The following is a 25118-nucleotide window of genomic DNA, read 5'->3' on the forward strand; positions in this document are numbered from 1 at the left end:
CGAGCTGGAGAACTGCTGCTCAGAGCTTTATTCAGGGCTTGCTCCATATTACTGCTACAGCCTTGGCTGGTTTGTCACCAATGCACCGAAAGGCGTGGCTTATTGAGGAATCAAGATAGATGCTGTCGCCTGCCTCAAGTATTTCAACCATATCAATGCTTCTGAATTCGACTCTCCCTTCCAGGATGTATAGAAACTCCTCGCCCTCGTGAGAGGTAAAATTCATTTCTTCCACACTAATAGGGGGAAACTCAACGTAGAAGGGCTCCATGTGTTTATCTCTTTTCTTGGTCTCTAGAGATTCGTAAATGTAGGAAACGGTTCCTTCGCGTTCGTGATGAGGACGTCTTTCAACTCTTATGCGTTCACTCTGCCTGGTTATGGACACTTTTTGAGTTGTTGTTTCGTCCTGAAAAAAATAGCTAAGACTTACGTTAAAGGCTCTTGCCAGCTTTAGAAGAGTTGCAATAGGGGGCACAACATGGTCATTTTCTATTTGAGAGAGAAAAGGCTTAGACAGTCCTGTCTTGTTAGCTAGGTCTTGAAGAGTATAGCGATTTTTAGTTCTTAGTTCCCTTACCTTGGCTCCAAGTTTTAGCGCCTTAACTGCCATAGTCAAATCATTATCTGCGCCCATAGATCCTCCCCTTGTTTTATAAATGTTTTACCCAAAGGTTTTTTGAGATTAGCAAACTTTGATGAAATGTGCAAGTGCGGGTTAAGGATGTTCGGAAAAGATCGCGTTGATAACTCTTGCGGTTGCCCTATTGTAGAGGCGACACATGCGTCGCCCCTACATGCGGTGCGCCTGGCATGGACGTGCTCCTGGAGGTGAGAGTCCTCCAGTTGCATCGGTCGCCGAGGGGGGCGACCATCCCAATATTTTACCGCCGTTTTAGGAGGGACGGCGTCCCCGCCGTCCGTTCTCTGCGCCCAGCACGGGCGCACCAAATTATTAAATGGGCCACGCATATGTCGCCCCTACATGCGCCTGAAAGGGTGATGGTGGTGAGCCGGAGCGAGAAGTGAGCAGATGCCGTAGTAGCTGCCCTATGGTGGCGAAGGGCCGATTCAACTTCTCGAACCGTCCGGTGCGGACCCGCATGCCGGGTGGTGTGGGAGGGGATTGGTCAAACTGACCGTGCCCATCCCAATGATCCGTTACTCCAACGATCTTGTTCCAACGTCCTCAAAACGTAGGGGACTAAAAAATCCCAAATAGGGGATAGTTTTAGAATAGTTTCAGTGCGGGATGGGTAGGCTTTATGACACTACATGAATTTTTACTATCAATCCCCCGGGAGGCATATCTGGTGATGGATGATCACCTAATTCTGGATAGTAGATGCTGTATTCGGCAGGACATTCCGCCGGGATAGACACTTCCAAAGTGAAGGGTTCCTCAACAAAGCCTCGACCTACACAGGCTGTGCAGTCTCTGAATACTCCCGGCTTAGCCATACAGGTTTGACAGTAAACAAGTCTTACGTAAGATATCGACTCAAGTCTCGATTCCTTAGTCTGTTCCGGTGTTAAGTAAATATCAAAGCGAAGATCTCGCCACCAGCACCTTTTCGATTTCTCCCATGATATGCCAAAGTATTCCTTCATTCTCTCTTGAATGGATTGCTCGTATTGTTTTGCTATGTCAGATGATGCGCTACGAATTGTCCGTTTTTGCGATGTTCCATTGCCGTTTGAGTTTTTTCCCGGAGGGGGATAGCCCATGGAACGGTTGTAGCTCTCTCTTGTTGATGGTCTGATGAGAGTCTCGTAAGCCTTTCTTAACTTCTGAAAGCGTTCATTAGCTTGCGGATCATTACAATGATCTGGATGCCATTTGAGAGCCAGACGGCGAAAAGATCGCCGAATGTCTTCTTCTGATGCGTCAAAAGATAATCCAAGCAATTTGTAATAGCATTCCATGGCTTAAATTCTCCCATGTAATTGCTTCAGGTGCTTCTGCCTATGGGTGGTTTTCCTCTTTTTCAAGAGGATGAAATGTAGTATTTGACAATAGAAGTTTATCAGAAGGAAAAACAGTTTTTCAACTATTCCGTGGCGACCTGACAACGATTTCTTAAGACACTAACATAGAGAGAAGATGTTATGCTTTCAAAAGTTTTTACATTTACCATTGTAGGCATTGACGCCTATCCTGTTGAAGTAGAAGTAGATCTTTCGCCTGGAATGCCACAGTTTAATATTGTAGGACTTCCCGATAATGTGGTTAAGGAAAGCAAAGAACGGATTCGATCAGCCATAAAGAATAGCGGTTACGATTTTCCCGTAGAGCGTATCACTGTAAACCTTGCCCCTGCTCAACTTAAAAAAGAAGGCGCTAGCTTTGATCTTCCCATTGCTGTAGGGATTCTAACAGCAGCCGGATGCATACCACCGTCTTCAATAAATTCTATCACTATGGCTGGAGAACTCTCTCTGGATGGATATGTAAAGCCCATACATGGGGCTCTTTCTATGGCGGTTAGAGCTGGTCAGGATAGGATTAAAGCCTTGATGGTTCCAGAAGGAAACGCATCAGAATCGGCTCTTGTGGGCGATCATCTAACAGTCTATCCTGTAAAGCATCTTAGAGAAGCTGTGATGTTTCTTAGTGGCAAGAAGGCGATAGGTCCTCATAGAGTAGATAGAGCTAGGATTTTTGAACAAACCTTTAATGCATATCTCGACTTTTCTGATGTAAGAGGGCAACACCATGCTAAGCGTGGGCTTGAGGTGGCGGCAGCAGGAGGACACAATGTTCTTCTTATTGGACCACCCGGGGCAGGAAAAACTATGCTCGCTCAACGACTTCCAGGCATCCTTCCACCGTTAACTTTTGAAGAATCTCTTGAAACGACTCGTATTTACAGTGTTGCAGGACTCTTGAGCGATGCTCCTATGATAACCACCAGACCCTTTCGGTCGCCTCACCACAGCATTTCCTATGCGGGACTCATTGGTGGCGGTTCTGTGCCGAAACCTGGCGAAGTAAGCCTGGCCCATAATGGAGTTCTGTTTCTGGATGAGTTTCCCGAATTTAGTCGTAATGTTCTGGAATTGCTTCGCCAGCCCATGGAAGATGGAAAGGTTACCATTGCTAGAGCCACAACCACGATCACTTATCCTGCTCGGTTTATGCTGGTTGCTGCCATGAATCCTTGTCCCTGCGGCTATTTTGGTTATTCCCAGAAAACCTGCACCTGTTCTGCTACTCAGGTTGCAAAATATAGAAGTCGCATTTCTGGTCCCATCATAGATAGAATCGACATTCACATAGATGTGCCCGCTGTGGAGTATGACGATCTTGTGGAAGGAAAGGGGAGTGAAGAATCTTCAGAATTCATAAGGGAGAGAGTGATTCGAGCAAGAGAAGTTCAGCTTAGGCGGCTAAAAGACGTAGGAATCTTCTGCAATGCGGCTCTAACCGCTTCCCATATTGACACCTTTTGCAGTCTCACGCCGTCTTCAAAAAAGCTTATAAAAGAAGCATTGAAGCAGCTTAAACTCAGTGCTCGAGCTTATCATCGTATTCTAAAAGTTGCCAGAACAATTGCTGATTTGGAAGGAAAGAACGAAATTCATGATTATCATCTCTTCGAGGCTATTCAGTATCGATCAATTGATAGAAGTATTCCTGCGGTTTAATTCTGCCTCGATGATTTCTCTGGTTCTTTCCGCACCTCTTAAATTTATGGGTTGACTTTCCTGTTTAACTTTTTCGGATTGCTCCTGCGACAGGGCTTTTTCTATCTCTTGCCGCAATAGTTTTGGATCCGGTTCTTCAATAATGGCAAAGTTTCCGAATTGAGAAAGCCGTTCGGCTCTAAGCCTCTGCTCACGATTTTGTCTAAAAGGATAAAGAATCCCATAGATGCCTGTGTTCAAAAGATCCATTACCGTATTGTATCCAGCCATGCTGATAGAAACATCAGCTTGAAGCAATACTTCCAGGAAATCGACGGCAAAAGGTTTAAGTTGAATGCGGCTGTCATGACCAGCCATTGCTTCCAACTTTTGCTTTTTCTGTGTATCCAGAAAAGGACCTAAATAAACATCCATTGTGATAGAAGAGTCTTTAATCTCTCCCAGGGCTATAATTGCCGCTTCTATAAGTTCGCTACCTACCTTGCCTCCACCCGTGCTGACAACAATTTTTCTGGCTTTTTTATGGTTATTTACGGTTATTGGTCTTGTCGGCTGTCTAGCTACAAAGCCTGTATAAAAAATGGGGACAGAAATTTTGTCTATTCTTGAGAAGCTCTCATCAAGCCTCATAATTCGTTCATCAGCGTGGATTAGAAGCAGGTCAAAGAAATCATTGATGTATCTGAGAACCCAGCTCTCATAGCTGTCGCGATTTTTCTTTTCAACAAGAATATCTCTCAGACTGCATGCAACAAGCGGTTTTTTGGAGTTTAGCTTTGTTTGCTGAAGAAACGGTATAAGTTCGAAGGAAAACTTTTTCCGCCCGAAAGGAAAAAGTTCTATGATTACGGCATCTGGAGAAAATTCGATGTAGGCTCTAAGTAGCTTTTCCTTACGTTCATTTTGAACTCTCGCTAGTTCTTCTCCTTCCAGATTAAATTTTTCAAATTCTTCGTCCATCATAAGTGGTGGAAGGAAAATTCTTTTAATATGAGGCGGTGAAGTGATGTCCCGAAAGGGGTGTCCTCCCTCTACAAAGAGTACATTGTGTGGAGCAAGAGCCTTGGCAATTTCAAAGCTTCTGAAAAAATGCCCAATGCCCAGAACGTGCTGGCAGTAGAATAATATTTTCAACGTTATTCCTTTCTATAAAGAGCTATCAAGCCCTGACCTCCGACATTAGGGCTTACAAGTGTTAAGCCTTCATATCTTGGTAGAATGGCATTGAAGCCATACACCATGTAAAATGCTGTCGGCTTGGCTTCCTTAGCAATAAATTCGGCAAAAACGTCATGAAGAGTAATGTAAGTGTAAAAGATATCGATGTCTTTCAGGCTAGTTGATGTATATTTAAATAATCTATCATAGGTTTCACGGTTTAGAGAATCGCCGTTTAGGATGAAAATGTTTGGCGGAAGAGGCAGGCAGTTGCGATCCTTTAGGTAATGTTCGAGCTCTTTTTTCCTTAGTGGGTATTCATCGTAAATGAAATCTTCAAGTTCAATTCCGATGGACCATCTGGTTAAATAGCTCATAAAGAGATTTACTCGCCCGTCACCACATCCAAGGTCAAGAAACACGGTTTTCTGTGGAGTAAGGATGCCTTGTTTTATTAGATCTTGACAGGCATTAAGAAGGACGTAGAGATCAGTAGTTTTCCTGTAGCCGCTGTGTCCTGTATAGCCAATCTTGATGTTGTTGAAGAATTCGGCAACGGCTCGAAGAGTTCTTTCTGTGTTCTGGTTAATCATGGCTTTTTACTGGTCTGCATAATTTTGTATATAGCTTCGCAAAGCTTAAAGGTAAGATCTATTTCGTCACCTATGGTCATCTGGAGCAGGACTATTTGCTCTGCTCCCAGCAAATCATAAAGTTTTTTACAAAAGAAATTTACACAAAGAGTGTGTCTAAAAAGAAGCATACATCCTTTAGGACCGAGAAAATAGCAGCTTTTTTCATCGAAACGGGAAATAGGCAAATTGACACCGGCGAGCATGTTTGCGATCAATAGAGGAACTGTGTAGTTATATTCTATTCCGGCACCACAACAGCTTCCTCCTTCTTCTTTATCACATTGGCGGCATATTTCGCTTACACCCAAACGCTGGAAAACGACCCGGGACTTTTCTACAGCCTTGAGAGTTTCTTCCATGAATTCTTTAACTGCGTGTTTTAACAGGGGCTCGTAGGCTATGTAAGCCTCCCGAGCCTGCTCGATTAGGTCTTCAATTCTTGAGGGATTCATTTCACGTAAGTGTCAAGTTCTGGGGTTTTTATTGTGTAAGGATTAGAGTCTGTAGATATAGAGCAGGGAGTTTGGAGTATTTTTTTTGCATAGCCCGGAAGCTGGAAAAGTGCTAGATGACGCTCAGGAGAATACCAGAGAAGTTCTCCAATCCCTCGTTCTTCAAACCGGTTACTCAGGTCTTTAAGAGTCAAATTTGGAAAGGGAGTTGGTGAACAAATGGAGAATGCGAAATCGAGAAGATAACCGGGAATGAACGTAATGAACTGGAGTTGATGGGGAAACACGGAGTTTACAGTTTTGGTTATGACGTTAAAGGCCTCAGGATAAAAGAAAGGCGAATCGTTATGTAATGAAAGTATGCCTCCTGGGTTTAATCGATCCCGGCATAGTTCGTAAAATTCTTTGGTGTAAACGTATTTGGATGGTTCCATAGGGTCGGTAAGATCCAGTATGATTACATCATATCGTTCATTTGTGCCTTCGAGGAAAGCTCGCCCATCGCCTATAACAAGATTTACTCGATGATCGCTAAAAGCCTTACCGCATACCGATGTAAGATAACGGCGGGATACGTCCACCACTTCGCCATCTAGTTCCACCATCGTTGCTTTAGTTAGACTTGGGTATTTTAGCACTTCTTCCAGGGCACCACCGTCTCCTCCACCTATTATTAGAACGGACTGGGGCTGTTGGTGAGACATCATAGCGGGATGGACAAGACTTTCGTGGTAGAAAAACTCCTCTCTTTCTGAAGTTTGAAAACGCCTGTCCAGAAATAAAACTCTGCCGTAATCATCGGTTTCTACGACTTCTATGAGTTGATATGGCGATTGTCGGGCATGAAGAATAGCGTTGACTTTTACTCCACGGCGCATTGTCAGGGTAAGGGGTTCGTAAAAATAGAGTTCCTTTTCCATTTTTTTGATTGCACCTCCGTAACGAGTTTTAGAGAGAAAGAATTTTTGAACCATTAATGGGGAATTGGTCAATAAAAAACAAGAGAGTGTTCAGAAATTATCCTTTATCTGTAATCTTTTTAAACTCTTACGTCTTGATGACGCTGGAACAAGATCGTTGGTTGAAATAGCATCATGTGTAGGGGCACGGCATGCCGTGCCCCTACGATAGGGCAACCGCAGTTTATCGCCGAAATCTTTTTCGAACAGCCTCATAAAAAACAGATCTTATTAAGGAAAATTTTTGGTTGGTCTGGGTGTTGGAAGCTTTGGTAGGAAGGGACAGAGGGCACATTGCAACGTGCCCTCTTCTTATTGATTAATACATTTCAGGCATGCCGCCCATACCGGGCTGTTTTTCTTCTTTCTTTGGGATTTCCGCTACCATACATTCGGTTGTAAGCATCAGGCCAGCGACACTCGCGGCATTCTGGAGAGCTGAGCGAGTTACCTTAGTGGGATCGATAATCCCAGCCTGGATCATATCGCAGAATTCGCCTGTTTCGGCATTATATCCGAAAGCTCCATTGCCGGCTTTGATCTTTTGAACGATTACCGATCCTTCTTCGCCAGCGTTGTTAGCAATCTGGCGAGCTGGCTCTTCCAAGGCGCGTTTGATAATGTTAAGACCCATCTGTTCGTCACCTTCAAAGGTGACTTTTTCAAGAGCCGGTATGCAGCGGATGTATGCAACTCCACCGCCTGGGACAATACCTTCTTCGACGGCAGCTCGAGTAGCATTCAACGCATCTTCAACTCGGGCTTTCTTTTCCTTCATTTCGGTTTCTGTTGCGGCTCCAACACTGATAACCGCCACGCCGCCGACAAGCTTAGCAAGGCGTTCTTGAAGTTTTTCGCGGTCGTAATCACTCGTGGTTTCTTCAATTTGCGCTCGAATCTGTTTCACTCGACCTTCTATAGACTTACGGTCACCTGCTCCATCTATTATAGTGGTGTTGTCCTTATCAATTCTAACGGTTTTGGCTCGCCCGAGGTCGGTCAACTTGGCACCTTCGAGCTTGATGCCCTTTTCTTCACTGATAACCTGTCCACCCGTAAGTATTGCAATATCTTCCAACATGGCTTTGCGACGATCGCCAAAGCCCGGAGCTTTAACGGCACAAACCTGTAAGGTGCCTCGAAGTTTATTAACGACGAGAGTTGCGAGCGCTTCGCCTTCCACATCCTCGGCTATAATGAGAAGAGCGCGCCCCATTTTGGCAACCTGTTCCAAAATAGGCAAAAGATCTTTCATGCTACTGATCTTTTTGTCATGAATAAGGATGAGAGGATCGTTCAGGACGACCTCCATTTTTTCCGGATCGGTAATGAAATAGGGCGAGATATAGCCTCTATCGAACTGCATTCCTTCGACTATATCAAGAGTTGTTTCCATTCCCTTGGCTTCTTCGACGGTGATAACCCCCTCTTTACCAACCTTGCTCATAGCCTCGGCTATGATGTTGCCAATGGTGGGGTCGTTATTGGCGGATATGGTGCCAACCTGGGCTATTTCTTTTTCGTCTTTGACGGGGCTACTTAGTTTTTTGAGTTCATCAACGACGATTTTTACAGCTTTATCTATTCCTCTTTTGAGGGACATGGGGTTAGCACCGGCTGCTACGAGCTTGGATCCTTCGTAGTAGATACATTGAGCCAATATGGTAGCCGTGGTAGTGCCGTCTCCAGCGACATCGCTTGTTTTGCTTGCCACTTCACGCACCATCTGGGCGCCCATGTTTTCGAACTTATTTTCTAGCTCTATTTCTTTAGCAACGGTTACGCCGTCTTTGGTGACAAGCGGGCTTCCGAAAGTTTTTTCGATAATTACGTTACGTCCCTTGGGACCCAGGGTCACTTTGACGGCTTCAGCAAGAGCGTTAACTCCTCGAAGCAGGGCATCTCGAGCCTTAACATCGTAGATAATTTGTTTTGCCGGCATTTAAATTGTCCTCCTTTCCAGATGAGATGTTTATTGTTCGATGATAGCGAGGACGTCATCTTCGCGCATGATGAGCAATTCCTCTGTTCCAACTTTAACCTCTGTTCCAGCGTATTTGCTGAAAAGGACTCGGTCACCAACCTTAACATCAAGAGGTTTTCTTGATCCGTCTTCCAGCAATTTCCCGCCGCCGACCGCTATAACTTCTCCCCGTATGGGTTTTTCTTTAGCGGTGTCTGGGATTATGATTCCACCAGCAGTTTTCTGTTCTTCTTCAATCCGCTTAACCACAATTCGATCGTTGAGCGGTCTCAGCTTCATACTCTCCTCTCCCTCCTTTTGGCAGTATAATTTTGGTCTTGATTAGCACTCGATTTAACCGAGTGCTAATATAATCACTGCACCCCTGGTGTGCAAGAGGATAAGAGAGGTTGTTCGGAAATTCTCCCGTGTGCTATGCCCCTATCTATCCAAGTAGTAAAGGAGAGTTTTCCACCACCATCAAAGGACTAATAAAGCTTCTAAAATTCTCCCTGTGAGTTAACCACTGAGCGTTTTGAGAATAATCTTATTGATAATCCTGTAAAGCGGTGACTTCGCATATTTCTCAGTTCTCCCCTTTTTCTAGAGGAAAACTGACAGAAAATATTGATCCTTCGCCTTGTTTAGATGTCCACTGTATAAATCCTCTATACTTTTTCACAATTTGGTTCACAATACTAAGACCTAATCCGGTTCCTTTCGCTTTTGTGGTGAAAAATGGCTGGAAGATTTTTTCTTCGATTTCGGGTGGTATCCCGGTTCCGTGATCTTTAATGGAAATTTCTACATACCCAGTAGGTGATTGACTTGACAGAGAAATATTTATTTCTATATCTCCCCCGTTTGGCATGGCATCCGCTGCGTTCAGTAAGAGATTCCATATCACAACTTCAAAATCTGATGAATTAACGGCAATTAGAGCATCATCTGGTAGTTCCGTTTTGATACTTATGTGATAATGATCTGATTGATTAAAATATTCGTAGAATTTTTGTCTTAACTTTTCAATCTCATAAGACACATTGATAGGCTCTTTAGATGACCTTGGAAAGCTTGCAAGGCTAAGTCTCAGGAAGTCTTGCATAATGGTGTCTATCTTGCGAGCTTCTCGGATTATAATATCTCCAGCCTTAACCAGCACAGGTGGTAGAAGGTTTTGTTCTTCTTTTATAAGCTGAGCAGCACCATGAATGGCGCCAAGTGGATTTTTTATATTATGAGCTATGTTAGCCGCGATTCTTCCAACGAAACTCATTCTTTCGGCTTCTTCCATGTCCTTTTGAAGACGTTTTACTTCAGTCAGATCCTGAAATAGAAGAATCCATATTCGTGCCTTTTCCGTCAGGTTAAGTGCATGAATAGTATAGCCAATAATTTTTAATTCTCCCGTTGATGGATCGTTATAGTTTAATTCTCTTCTGGCAAGGAATGTTACTTCTTCTAATCTGAAAGGGAAGGCAATGATGTTGTTTATGGAGCTTTTTAGCAATTTATTACCAGGTAAACCTAGGATGAGTTCAGCCATTCGGTTGGCGTAAATAATATTTTTATTTAGATCTATAACTATTACTCCTGAAGGGATATTTTCCAGTATGTTTTCATGTAAAGATCTAAGAAATTTGAGTTGAGCAAAACTCGATTTGAAACGTTCTTCGGCAATGTGCCATTTTTCTACAAAAATGCCGGATAGAATGGCAATTATAGCAAAACTTACAATATTAACCATGAGATTGGGAAGAAAAAGGTTTGTTATCAACGATCTTTCAACGATGCTCAGGTGATAATGATAAACTTCGAAAATTCCGTAAAACTGGCATAAAAGAATAGAACCATATGATATAAAGCATATTGCCCCTGTTAATATTCCTCCTCTTAGTCCAAATAACATAGCTCCCATGATAATGAGGGGAATGTAAAAAGCTGCGAAAGGACTAATTACGCCTCCTGAAAGATAAACAAAAAGGGATACCGAAAATATATCGAAGGCAAGTTGTATGTAACCATATGGCTTAGGTTTTTTGGTAGTTTCTGGTTGTTTCTTGAAATATAGAAATAGAATCCCTCCAATGATGGTAAAAGATAGGAGAGCAATAGCATAGGCGTAGAATGGTAATAATATCGTAGAAGAAAAATCGTATTTCCCCCGGGTTATGAATATGAACACGACAATAAGAAAAACAATGCCAAGGAGAAACCGGATGGTAATAAGAATAGCTAACCGGCGTATAAAATCGCCATAGGTGATATTCATAAGATGAACGGTTTTTTGTGTTTATTAACCCCCCTGTGCTCCAATAACCTGTCCGATCTGGAATATTGGAAGATACATGGCCACTAGGAGACCGCCTATGATAACACCAAGCACTATGATAAACAATGGCTCAAGAAGAGATGTGAGAGCTTCCACAGCTCTATCAACCTCATCTTCAAAAAAGTCCGCTATTTTCCCGAGCATGCTGTCAAGAGCCCCTGTTGTCTCGCCCACAGCTATCATTCTTGGAACTATAAGGGGAAATACCCGAGTTTCTTCAACGGGATCTGCCAGTCCACGCCCTCTTGCTACTTCTTCTCGAGCGTAAAGAATAGCTCGTTCTATAACTCTATTTCCTGAAACTCTTGCAACAATTTGGAGGCTATCTAATATAGGAACGCCGTTACCTACAAGTGTTGCCAAAGTTCTACACATGCGGGCAATAGATGCTTTTCTTATTAACTCTCCTATAACGGGAATCCTTAGAATTAATCTATCCGTTAAAAGCCGTCCTCGCTCTGTTTTCCTTATTCTAACGATAATAAAGATTAAAAGCACAATTCCTATAATGATCCAGTGGATATAACTCCTTAACGCTGTGCTGATATTAATAACCACGAGAGTAGGAACAGGTAGCGCAAGGCCAGCATCTTTGAACATATTAGCAAATATCGGTATAACATACACAAGCATGACCATCAGCACGATAATTGCGAAAGAGATCACGGCGATGGGATATACCATTGCTCCTTTGATTTTACGCTTAAGAGCCATTACTTTTTCTAAATAGTCGGCTAGTCGATTCATTATGATGTCCAGAGCACCACTTGTTTCTCCGGCACGAGTAAGGTGCACCATGAGTTCGTCGAAGATTTTAGGATGTTTTGATAGAGATTCTGATAATGTCTGTCCACCTTTTACGTTTTCCCTTATATCTCTTAGCGTCTTTTTGAATGTTATATTGCCTGTCTGATCTCTCAATATGTCCAAACATTGAACTATGGGAACACCAGCGTTTATCATTGTTGCAAGCTGTCGAGTAAATATTACGATTTCGGGCAGTTTTACTCTTGGGCTAAGAAAGGGAAGATATTCTGAAATATGTTTGGGGCGAGGTCTAACCTTTAATATTTTTATTCCCTGACGGGTTAGAATCTGCTCTATTGCTGCTTCACTAACGCCTTCAAGAAGCCCACTTACCTTATCACCTCTTCGATTAATACCAACCCATACGTATTCAGGCAAGATCCCCTCCTTAGATGTCTTTTATCAATCTTTAGCCGTTGCCCGCATAACCTCATCGATAGACGTAATACCTTCTCTAACCTTATTAAGCCCGCTCATCCTTAGAGTCTTCATTCCAAGCCTTATGGCTTCTTTTTTTATTTCTGCGGCTGGAGCGTTTGCCAGTATTAGTTCCTGCAATTCATCGTGGATAGGCATTACTTCATAAAGAGCAACTCTTCCTCTGTAACCAGTGTTGTTGCAGGCAACACAGCCTCTAGCGCTAAAACATGTAAACCCAGATTCTATCCAGTGTTCTGGCACACCTATGTCAAGTAGTATATCTGGTGTAATCGCATCATTCACTACTTTGCACTGGTTGCAGAGTTTCCTTACGAGCCTTTGAGCTAAAGCTAGATTTAGGGCCGAAGCAACCAGAAAGGGTTCTACTCCCATGTTTATGAGTCGAGTTATTGTGCTGGGAGCATCGTTTGTGTGTAATGTGCTCAATACAAGATGTCCCGTAAGAGCTGCCTTGACTGCAATTTCTGCTGTTTCGTAGTCTCGAATCTCGCCCACCATGATAATATCAGGATCCTGTCGTAAGAAGGCTCTTAAAGCTGCAGCAAAGGTTAGTCCTATAGCTTCGTGGACCTGAACCTGGTTTATACCTGGAAGATTGTATTCCACAGGATCTTCCACTGTGGAAATATTTCTTTCCGTTTTGTTTAATTCCATTAAAGCGCTGTAAAGTGTAGTAGTTTTTCCACTTCCTGTAGGACCGGTGACTAACACCATGCCGTAAGGCTGATAGATTGCTCTCTTAAAGGCATCGAGTTGATCAGGTTCAAATCCCAGTTCAGTCATGTCAAGTTGAAGGCTCGATTTATCAAGAATTCGAAGCACTACTTTTTCACCAAATATAGTGGGAAGGCAGGAAACTCGAAAATCTATTTCTTTACCCAGAATTTTAGCTTTAATTCTTCCATCCTGCGGAAGCCTGCGTTCTGCTATGTCTAGATTGCTCATGATCTTTATACGAGACGAAATGGCATTTTTATATTTCACAGGAGGACGCATGATTTCATAAAGAATACCATCAATACGGTATCTAATGCGCAGTGTCTTTTCGTAAGGCTCAATATGAATATCACTGGCTTTTTTACGAATGGCATCTGTGAGTAGGGAGTTAACCAGCTTAACAACAGGAGCATCGCCGGCTTCTCCTTGGATTTCCGCTAGATCTAAATCTTCTGGTCCTTCCGTTGTTAGTTCAATGTCATCACTAAGTAGTCTTAGCGCTTCATCCAGCGAATCGTTCGACGAAGCCTTTCTGTGTTCTAGAATTTGTTTTATGGCATTTTCCGGGGCTACGTGAATTTTAATGGCTTTTTGAGTAAGAAAACGCAGGTCATCAGCCATAAGACGATTTGTAGGATCTGATGTTGCCACATGAAGCACATTCCCAGTCAGTCCGAAAGGAACAGCCTGATATTTTTCAGCCGTTTCTTGCAAAATCAAATTTTGGATTTCATCGGGAATGTTGATTTTAAGAGGGTTTACAAGGGGAAGTTTAAGCTGTTTTGCCAGAGCTACAGCAAGATCTGTCGCGTTTATAAAACCTTTTTTTATAAGAATTGCTCCTAGGCGTTCACGAGATCGCATCTGCTCGTTAAGAGCTTCCTGGAGTTGCTCTTTTGATATCAGGCTTTCTTCAATCAAAAGCTGGCCCAGCCTTTTCGATGCGCCTACTTGGCTCATATCTTATTCCTCATCAATACAATTTCGTTTTGATCGAGAATCATTATTTGACTGATTACCCTATTTTAAATTATCATTCAATAGAAAAAACTTGACATCTCTTTTACCATTCTTATTATTCGGCTGACTTCGGTAAGAAGAAAAGTGAAAATTAGGAGGTGTTATCAAAATGATTTGCCAGACAGTTAGAGCCGGTTCAGAATGCGCTTTTATGACTCCGACTGGATGTGGATACAACGGCGGAACCTGTTATCCTATTGTAGAGCAATGTGAAGGATGCCAGAGAATTACCGAGGTGGAAGGAGGAAAGTTTTGCACTATTTATCCCAATCCATCGATTAAGTGGAAAACTGGTCCCTGCAACATGGCTACTCATGTAAAGATTGAAACTTCCAAGCAACAGCAAGAAAAAATCAATCCTCTTAAGGCATCCAAGCGCGCAGCAAAAGGTAAGAAGTAAGTTTCTTTCGTAACTTAAATTAGTTCAGACAGGGCACCCGGAAAGAGATTTTAAGGGTGCCTTTTTTATCTCGAACGCTCTTTTTGAACTTCTTTAGTGACTTACATTTCCTTTGATCTCGTTTTCCACGTGTTAGAGCGGACGATAAAAACGGTTCCGATTTTTTCTTATTAAAGCTTCAAAAAGATAATGTTGTTTGAAAAGGACTGTGGGGAGTAACTCTTATGTGGTTGCCTAAGGGATGTCCCAGAGGGTCCCTAATATATACCGGGAATTTACAAGCTCCGCAAGTGCTCAGAGTGTTCGAAAATCTTGTCTATTTAAACAGGTGGGGCGCGGCATTCTATGCTCCTGCGATATAGTAATTGCGATGCTTATCACCACAATCTTTTTCTAACAGCCTTTCCAAAAAGATTGTAAAGAATTTTGTCTTGAGTTATAAGGATAAACCCTGGCGATGAAAGGTTATTTTTTAAGAGCGAGAGGGGAGAAAGTGGAACAATATCAGATTATTACGGGCAACCAAGCTGCAGCCCTTGGAGCAAAGCTTTGCCGAGTCCAGGTGGTGGCTGCTTATCCTATTACCCCACAGTCAAAGATACCGGAGGTACTGGCAGAATATGTTGAGCGGGGGGAGCTTAAAGCAGAGTTTGTAAGAGTTGAAAGCGAACACTCAGCTTTGACGGTTTGTATTTCGGCTTCCATTGTAGGAGCGAGGGCTTTCACGGCCACGGCAGCTAATGGACTTGCTTACATGCATGAACAACTTCACTGGGCAGCCGGCGCCAGGGTTCCCATTGTGATGCCGGTTACCAATCGAGGGCTTGGCGCTCCCTGGACAATCCTTAACGACATGCAAGATTCTTTGAGCCAGCGAGATACGGGCTGGATCCAGTTTTATTGCATAAACAATCAGGAAGTTCTGGATCATGTAATTATGGGCTACCGAGTCGCCGAAACAGTGCATCTTCCTGTTATGGTATGTTACGATGGATTTAGGCTTTCTCATACAGTAATGCCTGTAAATGTTCCGTCCCAAGAACTCGTAGATCAGTATTTACCACCCAAAAAACCCCCTTATTCACTCGATCCGGAAAACCCTATAAACATTAACCCAGTCGTTATGGGTGAGTTAATACCTGGTGTTGATGGTAAACTTTGGCCTGACTACATGAGCATCCGTCGTAGAATGCAGAAGGCTCATGAGGGCGCCCTTGAGATTATCCTTCAGGCTGGAAAATATTTTGGAGAACTTTTTGGCAGAACCTATGATACTCCTTTTACAAAATATAAAACCGAAGATGCTTCAGCAGTTTTTCTTACCATGGGTTCACTTACCAGTGAAGCAATGGAAGCTGTAGATGCATTACGTAAGGAAGGTATTAGGATTGGAGTTATTGGACTTAGAGTTTTTAGACCTTTTCCGGCTAAAGAACTTGCAGAAGTGCTTTCGGGCTTAGAAAAGGTGATTGTTGTGGAGAAGGCCATAAGTTACGGTTATGAGACTCCACTCGCTACCGAAACCAAAGCGGCTATCTACAGTTTTGGAACTTCGCCTTATTCACTAATATGGTCTTGGGTTGTTGGACTTGGAGGAAAGGATGTAAAACCCAGAGATCTTGTTGGCATTTGTAATGCCGTATTCCATAATGCCCCTCGAGAACGTCCTCTGTGGTGGCATGAAGAGGAGTATACCTATGAGCGTGCCGTTTGTTGAGATTCCCGATCGAGAATATGTCCTTCCTGGCACAAGAACCTGTGCAGGATGTGGGCTTACTCTAGCTTACCGTTATATATTAAAAGCCCTTGGTCCTAAAGTTATAATAACTCTTCCGGCCTGCTGTCTTACAATACTTCACGGTATCTATCCCAAAACTCCTGTGGCAGTTAATGCTTTAAATACAACCTTTGCAAGCACAGCAGCTTCGGCATCGGGACTTGTTGCGGGACTTAAAGCAACAGGGCAAAATGATTATGTTGTTGTTGGTATGGCTGGCGACGGTGGCACCTTCGATATGGGAATTCAAGCTTTGAGTGGAGCTGCGGAACGCCAGACCGATTTTATTTACATTTGCTATGACAATGAAGCTTACATGAATACTGGTGTTCAGAGATCTAGCGCAACACCTGAGGGAGCCATCACCACGACAACCCCTGTAGAACCTAAGCAACAACCTAAAAAAGATTTTCTCGCTATTATGGAAGCTCACAAGCTGCCCTATATGGCTACCTGTTGCTCCGCTTATCCTCGGGACATTTATGAGAAGCTTTCCAAAGCAAAAAATATTCGAGGCACACGGTTTATACATCTCTATGTTCCTTGTCCACCTGGTTGGGGATTTCCGACTAATAAAACCGTAGAAATAGGCCGTATTGCAGTGGAAACTGGTGTGGTCGTTTTGTTTGAAATAGAAGACGGCAAATTACGTCTTACGGGACGAAGTCTTACAATGGCTCGTTCTGGACGCAAGAGGCCAGTGGATGAATACCTGAAACTTCAGGGACGATTCAAAAAAATGACCCCGGAACAAATCGCATCCTTCCAGAAGGATGTAGATGAAAGATGGGAACAATACCTTAGGCGAGCCGAGATTTAGTGGTAGAGGGGGATAGAGAGTGATAGGAGATCTTAGCGTTGAGAAAGCAAAAGAATTCGTTGTTGAGCTGCTCCATGAAGCTGGAAATATCGCTCTTGAAGGTTACGGCAAAGGACGAATAGAAAAAAAGTTCGATGAAGAAATGGTGACTTTCTTTGAAATGAAACTCGAAAACTTCGTCCGTGCCAAGATAGAAAAGGCTTTTCCTGGACATTTCCTTTTTGGTGATGGTGTAACTAGCAGTGGTTATCGTCATGATACAGGAAAATATCTGTGGGTTTTCGACGCACTGGATGGAGTAGCGAACTATCAGGCGGGTATCCCTATGTGGGGTATGTCCTTTGCTCTATTGGAAAATTTCTGGCCCATTGTGGGTGCCTATTTTATGCCATCTACCGGTGATATGTGGCTTGCTGTTGGTGGCGGTGCTATGTATTTTAATGGCAAAGAAAAAAAGATTGTGGACACAGAACCTACCAATAATGAAAGTCTTCTTTTTACTTACTCGCGTTTTCATGACCATTTCAAGACCACATTTCCTGGAAAAATCCGAAATCTTGGTTGCACTGGGGCTCATATTTGTTATGTGGCTCAGGGGAGAGCCGATGGAGCTGTAATCCATAATGTGGCTTTCAGAGATATGGTGGCTCCATTGCTTATCCTCGAATCAGCGGGCGGGTCTGTGGAATTTTTCGAAGGTGGAAAATTCTACATAAACGAATATTCAGATGGGCGACGCGTGCGGGATTTCTTGCTTGTAGCACCTAAGGGATTTCATGATCAATTGCGAGGGTACCTTAGAAGAACAGATGTCATTGAGTAGTTTTGTAAATTAAAAATTTCGGGAGGATGGCAAAATGACTAACTGGAAATGCAACAAGTGTGGACATGTTCTTCAGGCGGCTACACCGCCTGATGTATGCCCTTCCTGTAATGAGAAGTGTGAATTTATCGATGTTACTTGCTACATACCAGAATGCGGAGGACCTGACTCCGGTAACATAAATCCTCAGGTTTTTGTAACCAGCGGAGAAAAAGACAAAAAGTAGATCGGTGATGAGTTGCTTTTGTGGATTTTGTTAAGCAGGAATGCGCAAGAATAAGTAAGGTAAGGGGTGTTGAAGATCATCGAACTGTGAAATAAAGCGGGGAGTGCAATGAAGGAAGATCTGACAAAAGTGAGAAACTTTGCACTTGGAGCTCATACAGGAGCAGGAAAGACATCGCTCGGCGAAGCTATGCTATTCATGTCCGGAGCAACTACAAGACTGAACAAGGTCGATCAAGGTAATTCCGTTTTGGATTTTGAGCCCGAAGAAGTAAAACGAAAAATTACCATCAGTTCTGCTTTTTACACCTTTGAATGGAATAAATACACTTTCCACCTTATAGATACACCAGGCGATTTTAACTTTATCGCTGAGACTCAGACGGCTCTTCAAGGAGCCGATGGAGTTGTGGTCGTTGTGGACGCCGTCGATGGTGTTAAGGTCCAAACTGAGCGAGTCTGGGAAATTGCAGATACTTTGGGACATCCAAGAGTAATTTTTGTAAGCAAGGTGGACAAAGATCGAGCGGATTTCAAGCGTGTAGTGGAAGATATTCGTAGCAACTTCGGTGATATATGCGTTCCGGTTACCGTTCCTATTGGATTAGGGGAGCAGTTCAAAGGTGTAGTGGATGTTTTGCACGGAAAGGCCTTTGTTTATCCTGGACCTGAATCAAAACAGTTTAATATTCAAGATGTCCCCGGTGACCTCGCCGGAGATGTGGAAGCTTACAGAGATCAAGTTATAGAACGAGTAGCCGAAGCTGATGATACACTACTGGAAAAATATCTGGAACAGGGCGCGCTTGATCCAGAAGAGATTGAAAAAGGGCTTATAGCAGCTATTACACATCGTAAACTTGTCCCCATACTTTGCGGATCTGGGGTAACCGGTATAGGTGTCGTTCAGTTCATGGATTTTATGGCTCGATACTTCCCAAGCCCGATGGATAGAGGTGAAAGGGCAGGGGAAACATCTGACGGACAGCCGATTTCGAGAAAACCTTTACCAGAAGAACCTTTCAGTGCTCTTGTTATTAAAACCTTAAACGATCCTTATGCGGGACGTCTTACCATAATGAGAGTCTTTTCAGGGACGGTAAGTTCCGATTCCACAGTTTACAACGCCACCAAGAAATCAAAAGAACGTTTTGGAAGTCTTTTGCTCCTTCAGGGGAAGTCTCAAAAACAGATTTCCGAAGCCGGCCCCGGTTCAATTGTTGCTGTGGCAAAGCTTAAGGATACCATGACAGGTGATACACTTTGTGATGAAAAACAACCCATTCTGTATGGTCTGCTTCCACTTCCCCCTGTGGTTTACTCGCTTGCCGTTGAACCAAAGAGCCGTGGTGATGAAGAAAAAATATTCTCGTCTCTTGCTCGCCTTATGGAAGAAGATGTGAGACTTAAACTTGAACGTAATGATGAAACAAAGGAGATGATCCTTTCCGGCATGGGGGAAATCCATATCGAGGCCACCGTTGACAAGCTCCAACGCAAATATGGCGTCGAAGTTAACCTGCGGCTTCCCAGAGTGCCTTACAAAGAGACAATAAGGGGTAAGGCTAGAGTGCAGGGGAAGTATAAAAAGCAGACGGGAGGTCGAGGTCAATACGGCGATTGCTGGATTGAGATTGAACCTCTTCCAAGAGGTGAGGGATTCAAGTTTGTAGATAAGATCGTTGGAGGCGTAATTCCCAAACAGTTTATTCCAGCTGTGGAAAAGGGTATTGTTGAGGCTGCTCAGGAGGGTGTGCTTGCCGGTTATCCAACTATCGATTTCAAAGTGGATCTTGTTGATGGATCATTCCATCCTGTGGATTCGTCGGAACTTGCCTTTAAGATAGCCGGCTCAATGGCTTTCAAAAAGGCTGCAATGGATGCCAAGCCTGTGCTTCTAGAGCCGATCATGTATATGGAAATTACTGTGCCGGACGATTGTATGGGCGACGTTATTGGCGATCTGAACGGGCGAAGAGGAAAAGTATTGGGCATGGAGTCCAAGGGTAAGAAGCAGATCATTAAGGCGCTTGTGCCCATGGTTGAAGTGCTAAGATATGCGCCAGACCTTCGCTCTATGACCGCCGGGCGGGGCGTTTTTATCATGAGATTCGACCACTACGAGGAAGTACCTGCTCAACTTCAAGACAAGATTATAGAGCAGGCCAGGGTGGAGAAAGAAAAGGAGAGTAAATAAATAAAAAGAAGCAAAATATATTGTAACAAGAGTCAAGACCTCTTGATGGGGTTGTAAAACTTCCTCTTTTATGGGGTGGTAAAAGAAACGGAAAACCCAGGGATGGAACTCAACTCGGAAGACCTTTCCGGACGTAGGTAGCCAGGAAACAGCTCAATATTGGGTTTACCAGATAAATGTAGGGACACGGCATGCCGTGCCCCTACAATAATTCCTACAACGCGACTTTGTTACGACGTCCTCAAAATATGGGGAGATTAAGAGGATTCCAAATAAGGGATGGTTTTCGAACACCCTCCGTGACCCTATTGCCAAAACAACCCTGCAGGGAAAAAATTTTTGAACGCCCTCATATTGGTTAAAATGGCCATAATACAGTTAACTTATGATCTTTGAGAAACTTGTTTAGAATTGAATCTACCTAAAAGTTTATTTCGTAAATAGGCTCAGGTCCTGGCTTAGCAAATAGAAACCCCTGCATGATGTTGACCCCGATCTCGCTTAGAGTTTCCGCTTCTTCCTTTCTTTCCACTCCTTCAGCTATTACTTCGATTCCGTTTTTCTCTGCCACATCGACCATAGCTCTGACGACATCTCTTTTGAGAGATTTCCTGTCAAGGTCCTCAATGAGATCTCTACCTATTTTTATGAAATTAGGATAAAGTTTTATGAAAACATCAAGAGAACTATACCCTGTCCCGATGTCGTCTAAAGCCACTCTGAAGCCGTGTTGCATATAAAAGTCTAAAATTCGTTTTAAGTGCTTTATGTCTTTAACCTTCTCCGTTTCAACTATCTCAAAGATTAGGTTCTGAGGATCCATATTTAGCTGATTAGCCAATTTAACTGTAGTTTGTAGGCAAAACACAGGATCATAAATTACTGTAGGTAGGAAATTTACAAAGATATTGAATCCCTTCGTTATTTTGGTTCTGGCAGCTTTAATAGCGTTTTCTCTGCAAGTTCTATCCAGGTAAAATAAAGTGTCTGTTTGGCGGGCGGCCTCAAATAAAAAAGCAGGACTTACAATTTCACCGTTTTCATTAACACCTCTGATCAAGCACTCAAAGCCGAACACTTCTCTTTCTTTGAAGTTAACAATAGGATGAAAGTAAACCTTAAACCGGTTGTCTTTTAGCATGGATAAATATTCGGAATGGGTAAGCGTAGAAACGAAGTATTTCAAAGGCTTAAGACAAGATATTAAGGAGCTAATAGATAGTTCACCGCTCGAATAACAAACTTTTATTCCTTCCTGTTCAACCTCTGACAAATCTGTTAGTAGGTTGACTAATTCAGTAAAGTTCCGGTTTGGAACGGTAAAAAGGGTTTCTTCCACCTGAAGGTTTATTTTGGCTTTTCTTAGTTTGTCTAATAACTTTTGAGCTAGAAAGTCGATTTCTGTGAAGAGATATATAGTGACGGGCATTTCTGGAAGCTCGGGTAACATCCCACACTTTGGACAATTCCTGTTCTCCATGATTACCTCCCATGTTGGGGTTTTTTTCTGATTTTTTCGCATTCAGGCTTGCCCCCTTTTTACTATGATCCCCTTATGCATCCAAAGTCAAAATTTTAATCTTTTTTATCATGTTAGCAAAACTTCCGGTACAGATTTAGACATCCTAGCGAAATACCCATAAAACCCTGTCCCGCAAAAGCATTATCACCGAGAAGATAAAGCCCCGGAAACGGCGTAAAGTTGTTTGGAATCTTCCAGAAGGGAGTATCTATGGTTAAGGAGAAGCCACCAAGCGAAAATCTTCTTGTAAATTTTTTGAAAGTAAGAGGGGTTGCTGAGAAATGATAGTAGATATCCCCCTCTTTCAAATCCAGGCGACTTTGTATGATGTTTACTAACGCTTTTTCAAGCTTCTTTTTGGCGATTTTCAATCCAGATTGACTCAAGTTTAACCATAGTTTTAGTGGGGTGTGGGTCGAAGCAGTGAAGGTTACGTAATCGCCGGGCTGATCCAAGAAGGAAAGATGAACATAACCGGAAGTGCCAGGAAGAATATCTTTTTTAATGACAAATAGATGATGTCTTGCTTTAAGATTATCGATAATTTTTTTCTTTGCCTTGCCATAAACCACTAAGGCTGAAAAAGGACTTAATATCTGGGAAAACCTGCTGAAATATTTTAATAAATCTGAATTGTTGCGAAATAAATTGAGCTCCTCCAAGAACGGAATGGCAAGAAGCACCTCTTCGGAAAAGATTTTTCCTTCGGAAGTTTGAAGTAAGTAGCCCCCGCTGATTTTCCTTATACTTTCTACTGGACACTTTAGCCTAACTTCAAGTCCTTTTGCTAGATAGTTTAAGAAGCCTCCAATTCCATTTTCGGTTTCAACTATACCGGTAAAGTTATATCCCAGGGCTAGTATGAAGGCCAAACTTGAAGCTTTTTCAAGTGGCGTTTGAGCAACTATGAAGTTCTGCGCCCTGAAAAATTCTAAAAACTCCTCTGGCAGTTTAGTGTAAAAGCTTCGAATTAATGATAGAGCCGGTTTTTTTGCAAGAGGAAGGTATTTTAACAATCGTGAATTATAAGAGTTAAGGACTGATTTAATTGTGCTAAGAAAACCACCATTAAGGGGAAAATAAAACGGGGTAGTTAAGACGTCCCGAGTTGTTCTGTATACGAAATTGAAAAATTTTTCGTTTTCTTTACTGGGGACGGCCTTATTAATCTCTTCCAGGGTGATACCAGGATTAGAATGAATTGCTATTTTCTTGCCGTTTAACAAATGAACTTCGCAGACAGGATCTAAATAGGAAAACCTGGTTTTGAATTTTCCATCACTGTTTATAATTCTGAATAGCCTTTCCATGGGGTATTCTGACGAAAAGCCCGGCAATGTGGTAGCACCGGCGTTATACAAAAGTCCTCTGTGTTCGAAAGTAGATGCGCATCCGCCGAGCTTTTCTCCTGCCTCAAGTATGGTTATATCGTAACCCAAGCTTTTAAACAAAATAGCGCCGAAAATACCCCCAATTCCACCGCCAACAACAATTAATTGCTTGTTGATTTTGGTTATTCCTTTTCCCATAAGTAGCATACAGACTTAGGGAGCCTTGTGTATTCTCAAAAATTCACCAGGAAGTGGATATAAATTCCCTTTTCATAAATCAATAAGCCTGCCTTTTTCTTAAAAGGTTGAAAAGCCTGCAGGCTTTTATTAAATAAAAAACTGCAAAAAAGGAATATTTTTGCTTCTACAGAACCTGTTAGTCTTAACGGCTTATAGGATATTAGCATTCAAGAGAGGAAAGAAAATGTGGAAAGCAGCCGTTGTAACCGTTAGTGATCGATGTTTTGCCGGATTCAGGGATGATCTTACAGGATATAGACTCCGTGAAGTGCTTGCGCAGGAAGGGTATGATGTTGTTGATGTAAAAATTGTTCCTGATGAGATCGATAAGATTGCTGAAATCCTGCAGTTTTTGTGCGATGTTGTGCATTGTGATCTTGTGGTAACAAATGGTGGGACCGGTGTAAGCCCAAGGGATGTAACTCCTGAGGCTACAAAAAAGGTGATTGACCGTGAAGTTCCGGGAATGGCAGAGGCTATGAGATACGAAAGCCTTAAGAAAACCCCCAATGCTATGCTTTCTCGCGCAGTGGTGGGGATAAGGGGACAAAGCCTCATCATTAATCTTCCGGGAAGTCCAGGGGGAGCTTTGGAAAATTTTACGGCCATCAAAGCCGCTATTCCTCACGCTCTTGAAAAAATCCACGGCGATCCATCAGAATGCGCTTCTTTAAAAAATAAATAGGGGCAATAGCCCCCTTGTATAAACCATCACTGGGATCATAAGTTCTTAGCTTTGTTGGGATGTTTCCTCCTCGGATTTTAAATCCGGCAAAGCTTTTATGAGAGCGTCGGTTTGCTTTTTGATTTGTAACTTCTGAAGCTCAAAGTGTCTTTCCAGGTCTTCTCTAAGTCGATCGAAATGTTGCACATTGGCTTCAGTAAGACGAAGCATCTCTATCTTCTCTTTAATTGATGGGGTTTCCATCCAATCGGTTTTCCCTTCTTTTATAGAAATGGTGTAAACTTCATTTCCGAATTCCTTTAACATCCTATCTAGCTTTCTTTTAGCAAGGCTCTTGTGAAGGGCATAGCGACGGCTTTTTATAACTTTCCATGTCCATTTCAAGAATATCTGACCATATTCTCTAGCGTAAATGATGAGCTTTTTTGCAAATCTCTGAAGAGTGTTGGGCAAGTTATCCATCATGATCAATTCCTCCTTTTTTGGTTATTTCTATATTCAGCCAATTTTTGATATGATCATACATACGAGATACATGAGTTCCCTGCCAGTAAATCTTTCCACAGGACGGGCAAGTGAAGAATTCTCGGACCGTATTCCAGACATACTCCGGCACCTTTCCATGAGCATACTCTCTCGAGCATTCACTGAGTTCCTGGTTGCAATAGACACATCTTGCCAGAAAAAGATCGGGATCGTATCCAAGGTTGAGTATGGAAAAGAGTTCTCTTAACTGCTCGTCCGTATTATTTGCTGTAAGGCATACTACTCCTTTTATTTTATGCCACTTTCGCGCTCGAGTTATCACTGTGCGCCCATCCCTGACATGACTTTTTATTTGATCCGGGGTCTTAAGTGGTGCCACAATAGTATCCCATCCCATTATTCTTAACCACTTTGCCATCTTGCCCAGCATGGTGTCCACAACAAAACGATATTTGCTCTCGTCCTGTCTTGTTTCCATCT

23 protein-coding genes are annotated in these 25118 nt (G+C 42.8%); 8 read left to right on the forward strand and 15 right to left on the reverse strand.

What is annotated here, in order from left to right:
* Positions 1-31: 31 nt before the first annotated feature.
* Positions 32-637, reverse strand: coding sequence for an XRE family transcriptional regulator (locus WHS38_01930; protein MEJ5299727.1), 606 nt, complete (start codon positions 635-637; stop codon positions 32-34).
* A 626-nt stretch (positions 638-1263) separates the two neighbouring features.
* The gene (locus tag WHS38_01935; protein MEJ5299728.1) at positions 1264-1926 is read right to left on the reverse strand and encodes a DnaJ domain-containing protein; all 663 of its coding nucleotides are present in this window, start codon (positions 1924-1926) and stop codon (positions 1264-1266) included.
* Positions 1927-2109: 183 nt separating this feature from the next.
* Here WHS38_01935 and WHS38_01940 point away from each other — a divergent pair, with 183 nt between their 5' ends.
* Positions 2110-3648, forward strand: coding sequence for a YifB family Mg chelatase-like AAA ATPase (locus WHS38_01940; GenBank protein MEJ5299729.1), 1539 nt, complete (start codon positions 2110-2112; stop codon positions 3646-3648).
* Here WHS38_01940 and WHS38_01945 read toward each other — a convergent pair.
* From WHS38_01945 to pilB, 9 genes are all read right to left on the reverse strand, one after another.
* Positions 3619-4782 (reverse strand): glycosyltransferase, encoded by a 1164-nt coding sequence (locus WHS38_01945; GenBank protein ID MEJ5299730.1) that lies wholly within the window; start codon positions 4780-4782, stop codon positions 3619-3621. The genes WHS38_01940 and WHS38_01945 overlap by 30 nt on opposite strands.
* 2 nt (positions 4783-4784) lie before the next feature.
* Positions 4785-5399 carry a hypothetical protein gene (locus tag WHS38_01950; protein ID MEJ5299731.1) on the reverse strand — a complete coding sequence of 205 codons (615 nt, stop codon included), beginning with the start codon at positions 5397-5399 and terminating at the stop codon, positions 4785-4787.
* A complete protein-coding gene (locus tag WHS38_01955) occupies positions 5396-5893 on the reverse strand; it encodes a hypothetical protein (GenBank protein ID MEJ5299732.1) in 498 nt (165 codons plus the stop codon). Before WHS38_01955 ends, WHS38_01950 begins: the two co-directional genes overlap by 4 nt.
* On the reverse strand, positions 5890-6813 hold the full coding sequence (gene speE, locus WHS38_01960) for a polyamine aminopropyltransferase (GenBank protein ID MEJ5299733.1): 924 nt from the start codon (positions 6811-6813) through the stop codon (positions 5890-5892). The genes WHS38_01955 and speE overlap by 4 nt, the downstream gene beginning before the upstream one ends.
* 358 nt (positions 6814-7171) lie before the next feature.
* Positions 7172-8794 (reverse strand): chaperonin GroEL, encoded by a 1623-nt coding sequence (gene groL, locus WHS38_01965; protein ID MEJ5299734.1) that lies wholly within the window; start codon positions 8792-8794, stop codon positions 7172-7174.
* Positions 8795-8824: 30 nt separating this feature from the next.
* Positions 8825-9115 carry a co-chaperone GroES gene (gene groES / locus WHS38_01970; GenBank protein MEJ5299735.1) on the reverse strand — a complete coding sequence of 97 codons (291 nt, stop codon included), beginning with the start codon at positions 9113-9115 and terminating at the stop codon, positions 8825-8827.
* Between the two features lie 286 nt (positions 9116-9401).
* Positions 9402-11087 carry an ATP-binding protein gene (locus tag WHS38_01975; GenBank protein ID MEJ5299736.1) on the reverse strand — a complete coding sequence of 562 codons (1686 nt, stop codon included), beginning with the start codon at positions 11085-11087 and terminating at the stop codon, positions 9402-9404.
* Between the two features lie 24 nt (positions 11088-11111).
* Positions 11112-12332 carry a type II secretion system F family protein gene (locus WHS38_01980; protein ID MEJ5299737.1) on the reverse strand — a complete coding sequence of 407 codons (1221 nt, stop codon included), beginning with the start codon at positions 12330-12332 and terminating at the stop codon, positions 11112-11114.
* 24 nt (positions 12333-12356) lie between these two features.
* Entirely contained in the window at positions 12357-14072 is a 1716-nt protein-coding gene (gene pilB, locus WHS38_01985; protein MEJ5299738.1) for a type IV-A pilus assembly ATPase PilB, read from the reverse strand.
* A gap of 169 nt (positions 14073-14241) precedes the next feature.
* On the opposite strand from pilB, the gene WHS38_01990 reads away from it, so the two are divergent.
* From WHS38_01990 to fusA, 6 genes are all read left to right on the forward strand, one after another.
* Entirely contained in the window at positions 14242-14532 is a 291-nt protein-coding gene (locus tag WHS38_01990) for a PxxKW family cysteine-rich protein (GenBank protein ID MEJ5299739.1), read from the forward strand.
* 457 nt (positions 14533-14989) lie between these two features.
* Complete coding sequence (locus tag WHS38_01995) at positions 14990-16249, forward strand: transketolase C-terminal domain-containing protein (protein MEJ5299740.1); 1260 nt, start codon at positions 14990-14992, stop codon at positions 16247-16249.
* On the forward strand, positions 16230-17129 hold the full coding sequence (locus tag WHS38_02000; GenBank protein ID MEJ5299741.1) for a thiamine pyrophosphate-dependent enzyme: 900 nt from the start codon (positions 16230-16232) through the stop codon (positions 17127-17129). Before WHS38_01995 ends, WHS38_02000 begins: the two co-directional genes overlap by 20 nt.
* Before the next feature lie 19 nt (positions 17130-17148).
* Positions 17149-17952 carry an inositol monophosphatase family protein gene (locus tag WHS38_02005; GenBank protein ID MEJ5299742.1) on the forward strand — a complete coding sequence of 268 codons (804 nt, stop codon included), beginning with the start codon at positions 17149-17151 and terminating at the stop codon, positions 17950-17952.
* A gap of 34 nt (positions 17953-17986) precedes the next feature.
* On the forward strand, positions 17987-18178 hold the full coding sequence (locus WHS38_02010) for a hypothetical protein (protein MEJ5299743.1): 192 nt from the start codon (positions 17987-17989) through the stop codon (positions 18176-18178).
* Positions 18179-18286: 108 nt separating this feature from the next.
* A complete protein-coding gene (gene fusA / locus WHS38_02015; GenBank protein MEJ5299744.1) occupies positions 18287-20374 on the forward strand; it encodes an elongation factor G in 2088 nt (695 codons plus the stop codon).
* A 421-nt stretch (positions 20375-20795) separates the two neighbouring features.
* Here the strand turns inward: fusA and WHS38_02020 are convergent, their stop codons facing one another.
* On the reverse strand, positions 20796-21854 hold the full coding sequence (locus WHS38_02020) for an EAL domain-containing protein (protein MEJ5299745.1): 1059 nt from the start codon (positions 21852-21854) through the stop codon (positions 20796-20798).
* Positions 21855-21967: 113 nt separating this feature from the next.
* The gene (locus tag WHS38_02025; GenBank protein ID MEJ5299746.1) at positions 21968-23425 is read right to left on the reverse strand and encodes an NAD(P)-binding protein; all 1458 of its coding nucleotides are present in this window, start codon (positions 23423-23425) and stop codon (positions 21968-21970) included.
* A gap of 226 nt (positions 23426-23651) precedes the next feature.
* Between WHS38_02025 and WHS38_02030 the strand changes: the two genes are divergently transcribed.
* The gene (locus WHS38_02030) at positions 23652-24152 is read left to right on the forward strand and encodes a MogA/MoaB family molybdenum cofactor biosynthesis protein (GenBank protein MEJ5299747.1); all 501 of its coding nucleotides are present in this window, start codon (positions 23652-23654) and stop codon (positions 24150-24152) included.
* 45 nt (positions 24153-24197) lie between these two features.
* Here WHS38_02030 and WHS38_02035 read toward each other — a convergent pair whose 3' ends face one another.
* Both WHS38_02035 and WHS38_02040 read right to left on the reverse strand, forming a co-directional pair.
* Complete coding sequence (locus tag WHS38_02035) at positions 24198-24617, reverse strand: hypothetical protein (GenBank protein ID MEJ5299748.1); 420 nt, start codon at positions 24615-24617, stop codon at positions 24198-24200.
* Positions 24607-25116 (reverse strand): Mut7-C RNAse domain-containing protein, encoded by a 510-nt coding sequence (locus WHS38_02040; GenBank protein MEJ5299749.1) that lies wholly within the window; start codon positions 25114-25116, stop codon positions 24607-24609. The genes WHS38_02035 and WHS38_02040 overlap by 11 nt, the downstream gene beginning before the upstream one ends.
* Positions 25117-25118 lie beyond the last annotated feature (2 nt).

The organism is Thermodesulforhabdaceae bacterium (assembly GCA_037482015.1).
Classification (GTDB): Bacteria; Desulfobacterota; Syntrophobacteria; order Syntrophobacterales; family Thermodesulforhabdaceae; genus JAOACS01.

What these genes read in the sequence shown, in the direction of transcription:
- WHS38_01930 (MEJ5299727.1), bottom strand. Translation starts at nt 637, where the DNA reads ATGGGCGCAGATAATGATTTGACTATGGCAGTTAAGGCGCTAAAACTT.
- WHS38_01935 (MEJ5299728.1), bottom strand. Translation starts at nt 1,926, where the DNA reads ATGGAATGCTATTACAAATTGCTTGGATTATCTTTTGACGCATCAGAA.
- WHS38_01940 (MEJ5299729.1), top strand. Translation starts at nt 2,110, where the DNA reads ATGCTTTCAAAAGTTTTTACATTTACCATTGTAGGCATTGACGCCTAT.
- WHS38_01950 (MEJ5299731.1), bottom strand. Translation starts at nt 5,399, where the DNA reads ATGATTAACCAGAACACAGAAAGAACTCTTCGAGCCGTTGCCGAATTC.
- WHS38_01955 (MEJ5299732.1), bottom strand. Translation starts at nt 5,893, where the DNA reads ATGAATCCCTCAAGAATTGAAGACCTAATCGAGCAGGCTCGGGAGGCT.
- speE (MEJ5299733.1), bottom strand. Translation starts at nt 6,813, where the DNA reads ATGGAAAAGGAACTCTATTTTTACGAACCCCTTACCCTGACAATGCGC.
- groL (MEJ5299734.1), bottom strand. Translation starts at nt 8,794, where the DNA reads ATGCCGGCAAAACAAATTATCTACGATGTTAAGGCTCGAGATGCCCTG.
- groES (MEJ5299735.1), bottom strand. Translation starts at nt 9,115, where the DNA reads ATGAAGCTGAGACCGCTCAACGATCGAATTGTGGTTAAGCGGATTGAA.
- WHS38_01975 (MEJ5299736.1), bottom strand. Translation starts at nt 11,087, where the DNA reads ATGAATATCACCTATGGCGATTTTATACGCCGGTTAGCTATTCTTATT.
- pilB (MEJ5299738.1), bottom strand. Translation starts at nt 14,072, where the DNA reads ATGAGCCAAGTAGGCGCATCGAAAAGGCTGGGCCAGCTTTTGATTGAA.
- WHS38_01990 (MEJ5299739.1), top strand. Translation starts at nt 14,242, where the DNA reads ATGATTTGCCAGACAGTTAGAGCCGGTTCAGAATGCGCTTTTATGACT.
- WHS38_01995 (MEJ5299740.1), top strand. Translation starts at nt 14,990, where the DNA reads ATGAAAGGTTATTTTTTAAGAGCGAGAGGGGAGAAAGTGGAACAATAT.
- WHS38_02000 (MEJ5299741.1), top strand. Translation starts at nt 16,230, where the DNA reads ATGAGCGTGCCGTTTGTTGAGATTCCCGATCGAGAATATGTCCTTCCT.
- WHS38_02010 (MEJ5299743.1), top strand. Translation starts at nt 17,987, where the DNA reads ATGACTAACTGGAAATGCAACAAGTGTGGACATGTTCTTCAGGCGGCT.
- fusA (MEJ5299744.1), top strand. Translation starts at nt 18,287, where the DNA reads ATGAAGGAAGATCTGACAAAAGTGAGAAACTTTGCACTTGGAGCTCAT.
- WHS38_02020 (MEJ5299745.1), bottom strand. Translation starts at nt 21,854, where the DNA reads ATGGAGAACAGGAATTGTCCAAAGTGTGGGATGTTACCCGAGCTTCCA.
- WHS38_02025 (MEJ5299746.1), bottom strand. Translation starts at nt 23,425, where the DNA reads ATGGGAAAAGGAATAACCAAAATCAACAAGCAATTAATTGTTGTTGGC.
- WHS38_02030 (MEJ5299747.1), top strand. Translation starts at nt 23,652, where the DNA reads ATGTGGAAAGCAGCCGTTGTAACCGTTAGTGATCGATGTTTTGCCGGA.
- WHS38_02035 (MEJ5299748.1), bottom strand. Translation starts at nt 24,617, where the DNA reads ATGATGGATAACTTGCCCAACACTCTTCAGAGATTTGCAAAAAAGCTC.
- WHS38_02040 (MEJ5299749.1), bottom strand. Translation starts at nt 25,116, where the DNA reads ATGGAAACAAGACAGGACGAGAGCAAATATCGTTTTGTTGTGGACACC.